We start from the raw sequence: 6,788 nt of genomic DNA, 5'->3' as shown, positions 1-6,788 counted from the left end.
GGCTGCCGGCCGCTGGCGAGGACGACGCGCCGGCACCCGGCGTGCCGACCTGCGAGGTCGCGCCGCCGCCGGCGGGCGCCGACACGGTGCCGGTCAGCAGGCTGTCGAGGCGGCTCGCCAGCAGCGCGGCCGCAACGGAGTCGATACCGGTCATGATCGGAGCCTGCTCACCTCAGCCACTTCGTTGCGAATCCGGGAACGGCACGCCGCCGCCCGCGGGAACTGCGCGCCTGCCGCAACGGGCTCGTGCGCCCCCGCGCCCGTTTCCCCGGAAACGGGCCCTACCCGCGCGCGCGGTAGAGATCGGTCAATACCTTGGTCGAGCGCCGCGCCTCGAACAGCGCGGACAGCCGCGCGACGTCCGGGCTCGCGAGATCGCGGATCGCGGCGTCGTCGGCCAGGATGCGGCGGATCAGGTCAAGCTTGCGGCCGAGATCCGATTCGTCGAGCACGACGCCCGGATCGGCCTCCTTCAGCCCGTCCACCAGTTGCATGAATTCGGCCTGCAACTCCGGCAACGCGCTCCAGTCGGCGCTGCGGGCCGCGCCCAGCATCCGGCCCGACACGGCGGCGAGCGCCTCGTAACGTGCGAAGTATTCGGCCTTGCGATTCATCGTGATGCTTCCACTGCCTGTTGCGCGGCCATCCGCGCGACTTCCGGGGCAATCCCCGTCCATGCTTCCTCGAGCGTCGCGAGCAGCCCGTCGACCTCGACCAGCATCGCGTCGCTCGCCTGCGCGTTCGCTTCCAGCAGGCGCCCGCTGATATACGCATACAGCGCGTCCAGCCGCTCCGCGATCTCGCCGCCCGCGTCGCGGTTCAGCGACGCCTTCAGTCCGCTCTCGACGATCCGGATCGCCTTGCCGATCGCTTCGCCTCGCGCGGGCACATTGCCCTGCTGCAAATGCATGCGCGCGAGCGCTACCGCCTGCCGCGCGCCCTGGTACAGCATCGCGATCAACCGGTGCGGGGAGGCGCCCATCACCCCGGTCTCGACGCCGACACGCGCGTATGCACTGGCTCCAGCGTGTCCTGGGGAAAACATGCGCTTCTCCTTGTTATGCCTTGGCTATACGGGAACCGACATCGTGCATCGCACGATGCGGCCTTCACCGGAGTTATCGGAAGGGATCGGGAAAGCTTTAGGCAAGCGGGGCCTGCCCTGCGGCGGCAGGGCCAACCCGGGGGGCTCACCGGATGGCCGTCCCCGGTAGCCGTCCTGTCACACCGACATCTGCATGATGTCGTTGTAAGCGCTCACGAGCTTGTTGCGGACCTGGAGCCCGAACTGGAAGCCGATGTTGGCTTTCTGCATGTCGACCATCACGTCGTTCAGCGACACGTTCGGCGCGCCGACCTCGAACGCCTGCGCCTCGCCGAGCGCGTGCTGCTGGTCGCCGCTGATCTTGTCGAGCGACGCCTTCATCGCGCTCGCGAACGTGCCGGCCGTCGCCGCGCCCGAGCCGGCCAGCGCCGCCGTCGGGCTCGCGACGCCGCCGGACGCCTGCGCGGCCATCGACTGCATCTGTTGCAACACCGAACCGATTCCGCTGACGTTCGCAGTCATGCTGTCCCCAAAACTGAGAGAAGAGGCCCGGACGCACCGGGGGATCCGCTGGCGCCGCACCACGCGCACCATGCCGGATCGCGAAAAAGGATAGCAGCGCGCCGCGCGTCAAAGCCGAGAAAGTACGGGGGAAACCCCGCTCTTTTCGGTCGATCGGAGTCCGGCCCGGGTCACGATAATCGCATCGTGTCATTGTCCGCCCGCTCGTCCGAGCGAGCTCAGTCGTCCCGCTCCGGAGAAACTCGACGCATGGATTCGCAGGCCAACTCGCTGATCAACCCAGACGCCCGCGCGGGCCTCGCCAGCCCGGCGCCCGGCGCCGCCGCGGCCGCCGCGTTGCCGGGCGCGGGTGGCGCAGGCGCGGACTTCGGGCTTGGCGGCTTCGCGGAACGCATTCCCGGCATCTCGCGGATGAAGGGCAACCCGAAGCTGCCGTTCCTGATCGCCGTCGCGTTCGCGATCGCCGTGATCACCGCGCTGGTGCTGTGGAGCCGCGCGCCCGACTACCGCGTGCTGTACAGCAACCTGTCGGATCGCGACGGCGGCGCGATCATTGCCGCGCTCCAGCAGGCAAACGTTCCCTACAAGTTCGCCGATGCCGGCGGCGCGATCCTCGTGCCGTCGAACCAGGTGCATGAAACACGCCTGAAGCTCGCCGCGATGGGGCTGCCGAAGGGCGGCTCGGTCGGCTTCGAGCTGATGGACAACCAGAAATTCGGCATCAGCCAGTTCGCCGAACAGATCAACTACCAGCGCGCGCTCGAAGGCGAGCTGCAGCGCACCATCGAATCGATCAACGCCGTGCGCGGCGCGCGCGTGCATCTCGCGATCCCGAAGCCGTCGGTATTCGTGCGCGACAAGGAAGCGCCGAGCGCGTCGGTGTTCGTCGACCTCTACCCGGGTCGCGTGCTCGACGAGGGCCAGGTGCAGGCGATCACGCGGATGGTGTCGTCCGGCGTGCCCGACATGCCCGCGAAGAACGTGACGATCGTCGACCAGGACGGCAACCTGCTGACCCAGACCGCGTCGGCATCCGGCCTCGACGCAAGCCAGCTCAAGTACGTGCAGCAGGTCGAGCACAACACGCAGAAGCGCATCGACGCGATCCTCGCGCCGATCTTCGGCGCGGGCAACGCGCGCTCGCAGGTCAGCGCGGACCTCGACTTCTCGAAGATCGAGCAGACGTCGGAAAGCTACGGCCCGAACGGCGTGCCGCAGCAGGCCGCGATCCGCAGCCAGCAGACCAGCAGCTCGACCGAACTCGCGCAGGGCGGCGCGTCGGGCGTGCCGGGCGCGCTGTCGAACACGCCGCCGCAGCCGGCATCCGCGCCGATCGTCGCCGGCAACGGCCCGAACGCGCCGCAGACGACGCCCGTGAGCGACCGCAAGGACCAGACGACCAACTACGAGGTCGACAAGACGATCCGCCATCTCGAACAGCCGATGGGCAGCGTGAAGCGGCTGTCGGTCGCGGTCGTCGTCAACTACCAGCCGGTCGCCGACGCGAAGGGCCACGTGACGATGCAGCCGCTGCCGCCCGCGAAGCTCGCGCAGGTCGAACAGCTCGTGAAGGACGCGATGGGCTACGACGAGAAGCGCGGCGACTCGGTGAACGTCGTGAACAGCGCGTTCTCGACCGTCAGCGACCCGTACGCCGACCTGCCGTGGTGGCGCCAGCCCGACATGATCGAGATGGCGAAGGAAGCCGCGAAGTGGCTCGGCATCGCGGCGGCCGCGGCGGCGCTGTATTTCATGTTCGTGCGCCCGGCGATGCGCCGCGCGTTCCCGCCGCCCGAACCGGCCGCGCCGGCGCTCGCCGCGCCGGACGATCCGGTCGCGCTCGACGGCCTGCCGGCACCGGTCAAGAACGAGGAACCCGATCCGATGCTGCTGGGCTTCGAAAACGAGAAGAACCGCTACGAACGCAACCTCGACTACGCGCGCACGATCGCCCGCCAGGATCCGAAGATCGTCGCGACCGTCGTGAAGAACTGGGTGTCCGATGAACGCTGAAGGCTTGACCAAGAGCGCGCTGCTGCTGATGTCGATCGGCGAGGAAGAGGCCGCGCAGGTATTCAAGTTCCTCGCGCCGCGCGAGGTGCAGAAGATCGGCGCCGCGATGGCCGCGCTGAAGAACGTCACGCGCGAGCAGGTCGAGGACGTGCTGCAGGAATTCGCGAAGGAAGCCGAGCAGCACACCGCGCTGTCGCTCGACTCGAGCGAGTACATCCGCTCGGTGCTGACCAAGGCGCTCGGCGAGGACAAGGCCGGCGTGCTGATCGACCGCATCCTGCAGGGCAGCGACACGAGCGGCATCGAGGGCCTGAAATGGATGGACTCGGGCGCGGTGGCCGAACTGATCAAGAACGAGCATCCGCAGATCATCGCGACGATCCTCGTGCACCTCGACCGCGACCAGGCGTCCGAGATCGCGTCGTGCTTCGCCGAACGGCTGCGCAACGACGTGATGCTGCGGATCGCGACCCTCGACGGCATCCAGCCGGCCGCGCTGCGCGAGCTCGACGACGTGCTCACCGGCCTGCTGTCCGGCAGCGACAACCTGAAGCGCAGCCCGATGGGCGGCATCCGCACCGCGGCCGAGATCCTGAACTTCATGACGAGCGTGCATGAGGAAGGCGTGCTCGAGAGCGTGCGCCAGTACGACGCCGATCTCGCGCAGAAGATCGTCGACCAGATGTTCGTGTTCGAGAACCTGCTCGACCTCGAGGATCGCGCGATCCAGATGGTGCTCAAGGAAGTCGAGTCGGAAACGCTGATCATCGCGTTGAAGGGCGCGCCGCCGGCGCTGCGCCAGAAGTTCCTCGCGAACATGTCGCAGCGCGCGGCCGAACTGCTCGCCGAGGATCTCGACGCGCGCGGCCCGGTGCGCGTGTCCGAAGTCGAGACGCAGCAGCGCCGCATCCTGCAGATCGTGCGCAACCTGGCCGAGAGCGGCGCGATCGCGATCGGCGGCAAGGCGGAAGACGCGTATGTCTGATTCGGCGAGCGATCGCGCGGGCACCCTCACCGCGTACCAGCGGTGGGAGATGGCGTCGTTCGACCCGCCGCCGCCCCCGCCGCCGCCCGACGACGCGGCCGCGGCGGCCGCCGCGCTCGCCGAGGAACTGCAGCGCGTGCGCGACGCCGCGCACGCCGAAGGCCATGCGGCCGGCCACGTCGAAGGCCAGGCACTCGGCTACCAGGCCGGTTTCGAGCAGGGCCGCGAACGCGGCTTCGAGACCGGCCAGGCCGACGCGCGCGAACAGGCCGCGCAGCTCGCGGCGCTGGCCGCATCGTTCCGCGAGGCCGTGTCGACGGTCGAGCACGATCTGGCCGCCGACCTCGCGCAGCTCGCGCTCGACATCGCGCAGCAGGTCGTGCGTCAGCACGTGAAGCACGACCCGGCCGCGCTCGTCGCGGCCGTGCGTGACGTGCTCGCGGCCGAACCCGCGCTGTCCGGCGCACCGCATCTCGCGGTGAATCCGGCCGACCTACCCGTCGTCGAAGCCTATCTGCAGGACGATCTCGATGCGCTCGGCTGGAACGTGCGCACCGACGCGTCGATCGAGCGCGGCGGCTGCCGCGCGCACGCCGCGACCGGTGAGGTCGACGCGACGCTGCCCACGCGCTGGCAGCGCGTCGCCGCCGCGATCGGCAAGGTGAGCACGTGGTGACGCGGCCGCCCGAGGCGCTCGCGCACGACGGCCTGACGCCGCTGGAGCGCGAACTCGCGCTCGCGTCGTTCGGCCCCGACGCCGCGCACGACACCGCACATGACACCACCCCGCACCGCGCGGCTACGGCGGCCGACGCCTCCGGCGCCACGCCGCGCGCGCCACACAACCCGCATCTCGCGCACTGGCGCACCCACCTGAACGGGCTCGCCGCGCGCAGCCACCGCGCGCTGCCGCTGCGGCCGTGCGGGCGCCTCACGCGCGCGGCCGGCCTCGTGCTCGAGGCGATTGGGCTGCGCCTGTCGGTCGGCGCCGAGTGCACGATCGAACTGCCGCCCGGCAGCACGCTGCCGCACGCGGAAGCCGAAGTCGTAGGCTTCGCCGGCGATCGCCTGTTCCTGATGCCGACCACCGACGTCGCGGGCGTGCTGCCCGGCGCGCGCGTGTGGCCACGCGAAAGCGCGCCCGTCACCGATCCGCTGGCGGGCGCCAAGCGCCTGCCGGTCGGCTGGGAAATGCTCGGGCGCGTCGTCGACGCGTCGGGCCGCCCGCTCGACGGCCTCGGCCCGCTCGCGTCGAAGGTCGACGCGCCGCTGTCGGCGCCGTCGATCAACCCGCTCGAGCGCGAACCGATCCACCACGTGCTCGACGTCGGCGTGCGCGCGATCAACGCGCTGCTCACCGTCGGTCGCGGGCAACGGATGGGCCTGTTCGCGGGCTCCGGCGTCGGCAAGTCGGTGCTGCTCGGCACGATGGCTCGCTACACCAGCGCGGAAGTGATCGTGATCGGGCTGATCGGCGAACGCGGCCGCGAAGTGAAGGAATTCATCGAACAGATCCTCGGCGAGGATGGGCTCGCGCGCTCGGTCGTCGTCGCGGCGCCGGCCGACGTGTCGCCGCTGCTGCGAATGCAGGGCGCGGCCTACGCGACGTCGCTTGCCGAGTATTTCCGCGACCAGGGCAAGCACGTGCTGCTGCTGATGGATTCGCTGACCCGCTACGCGATGGCGCAGCGCGAGATCGCGCTCGCAATCGGCGAGCCGCCCGCGACGAAGGGCTACCCGCCGTCGGTGTTCGCGAAGCTGCCCGCGCTCGTCGAGCGCACCGGCAACGGGCCGGAAGGCGGCGGCTCGATCACCGCGTTCTACACGGTGCTGACCGAAGGCGACGACCAGCAGGACCCGATCGCCGATTCGGCACGCGCGATCCTCGACGGCCACGTCGTGCTGTCGCGCGCGCTCGCCGAGGCCGGCCACTATCCGGCGATCGACATCGAGGCGTCGATCAGCCGCGCGATGACCGCGCTGATCGACGAAACGCATCTCGACCATGTCCGGCAGTTCAAGCAGATGCTGTCGCGCTACCAGCGCAATCGCGACCTGATCGCGGTCGGCGCGTACGCGCCCGGCCGCGACGCGCAGCTCGATCGCGCGATCGCACTCTACCCGCGCATCGAGGCGTTCCTGCAGCAGGGCTTTCGCGAATGCGCGCCGTTCGCGTCGAGTCTCGCCGGGCTCGATGCACTGTTCGACGCTTACGGAGGCTGA

General features: G+C 69.9%; 7 protein-coding genes and 1 pseudogene. 4 read left to right on the top strand and 4 right to left on the bottom strand.

The window, feature by feature from the left end:
* The 4 genes and pseudogenes from BDO18943_RS42865 to fliE form a co-directional block, all read right to left on the bottom strand.
* Positions 1 to 154: pseudogene (locus BDO18943_RS42865) on the bottom strand (flagellar hook-length control protein FliK); the annotation flags it as partial.
* A 127-nt stretch (positions 155 to 281) separates the two neighbouring features.
* Positions 282 to 614 (bottom strand): flagellar protein FliT, encoded by a 333-nt coding sequence (locus tag BDO18943_RS38640; protein ID WP_043184681.1) that lies wholly within the window; start codon positions 612 to 614, stop codon positions 282 to 284.
* Positions 611 to 1,045, bottom strand: a complete 435-nt coding sequence (fliS, locus tag BDO18943_RS38635; RefSeq protein ID WP_043184682.1) for a flagellar export chaperone FliS — start codon at positions 1,043 to 1,045, stop codon at positions 611 to 613. The genes BDO18943_RS38640 and fliS overlap by 4 nt, the downstream gene beginning before the upstream one ends.
* 177 nt (positions 1,046 to 1,222) lie before the next feature.
* On the bottom strand, positions 1,223 to 1,567 hold the full coding sequence (gene fliE / locus BDO18943_RS38630) for a flagellar hook-basal body complex protein FliE (protein WP_021164033.1): 345 nt from the start codon (positions 1,565 to 1,567) through the stop codon (positions 1,223 to 1,225).
* A gap of 249 nt (positions 1,568 to 1,816) precedes the next feature.
* Between fliE and fliF the strand changes: the two genes are divergently transcribed.
* From fliF to fliI, 4 genes are read left to right on the top strand one after another with little or no spacing between them, the layout of a single operon-like run.
* Entirely contained in the window at positions 1,817 to 3,580 is a 1,764-nt protein-coding gene (gene fliF / locus BDO18943_RS38625) for a flagellar basal-body MS-ring/collar protein FliF (RefSeq protein ID WP_043184684.1), read from the top strand.
* Positions 3,570 to 4,565: a flagellar motor switch protein FliG gene (fliG, locus tag BDO18943_RS38620; protein ID WP_043184685.1), complete on the top strand. Its 996-nt coding sequence runs from the start codon at positions 3,570 to 3,572 to the stop codon at positions 4,563 to 4,565. Before fliF ends, fliG begins: the two co-directional genes overlap by 11 nt.
* On the top strand, positions 4,558 to 5,241 hold the full coding sequence (gene fliH, locus BDO18943_RS38615; protein ID WP_175026300.1) for a flagellar assembly protein FliH: 684 nt from the start codon (positions 4,558 to 4,560) through the stop codon (positions 5,239 to 5,241). The genes fliG and fliH overlap by 8 nt, the downstream gene beginning before the upstream one ends.
* Positions 5,235 to 6,788: a flagellar protein export ATPase FliI gene (gene fliI, locus BDO18943_RS38610; RefSeq protein WP_043184689.1), complete on the top strand. Its 1,554-nt coding sequence runs from the start codon at positions 5,235 to 5,237 to the stop codon at positions 6,786 to 6,788. Before fliH ends, fliI begins: the two co-directional genes overlap by 7 nt.

It is taken from the genome of Burkholderia aenigmatica (genome assembly GCF_902499175.1).
GTDB classification, from domain to species: Bacteria; Pseudomonadota; Gammaproteobacteria; order Burkholderiales; family Burkholderiaceae; genus Burkholderia; species Burkholderia aenigmatica.
Note: the sequence above shows the minus strand (reverse complement) of the source record. Positions and strands in the feature narration are given on the sequence as shown.

Bases quoted from the DNA above. Each gene is read 5' to 3' on its own strand.
- fliH (WP_175026300.1), top strand. From the start codon at position 4,558: ATGTCTGATTCGGCGAGCGATCGCGCGGGCACCCTCACCGCGTACCAG.
- fliE (WP_021164033.1), bottom strand. From the start codon at position 1,567: ATGACTGCGAACGTCAGCGGAATCGGTTCGGTGTTGCAACAGATGCAG.
- fliF (WP_043184684.1), top strand. From the start codon at position 1,817: ATGGATTCGCAGGCCAACTCGCTGATCAACCCAGACGCCCGCGCGGGC.
- fliS (WP_043184682.1), bottom strand. From the start codon at position 1,045: ATGTTTTCCCCAGGACACGCTGGAGCCAGTGCATACGCGCGTGTCGGC.
- BDO18943_RS38640 (WP_043184681.1), bottom strand. From the start codon at position 614: ATGAATCGCAAGGCCGAATACTTCGCACGTTACGAGGCGCTCGCCGCC.
- fliG (WP_043184685.1), top strand. From the start codon at position 3,570: ATGAACGCTGAAGGCTTGACCAAGAGCGCGCTGCTGCTGATGTCGATC.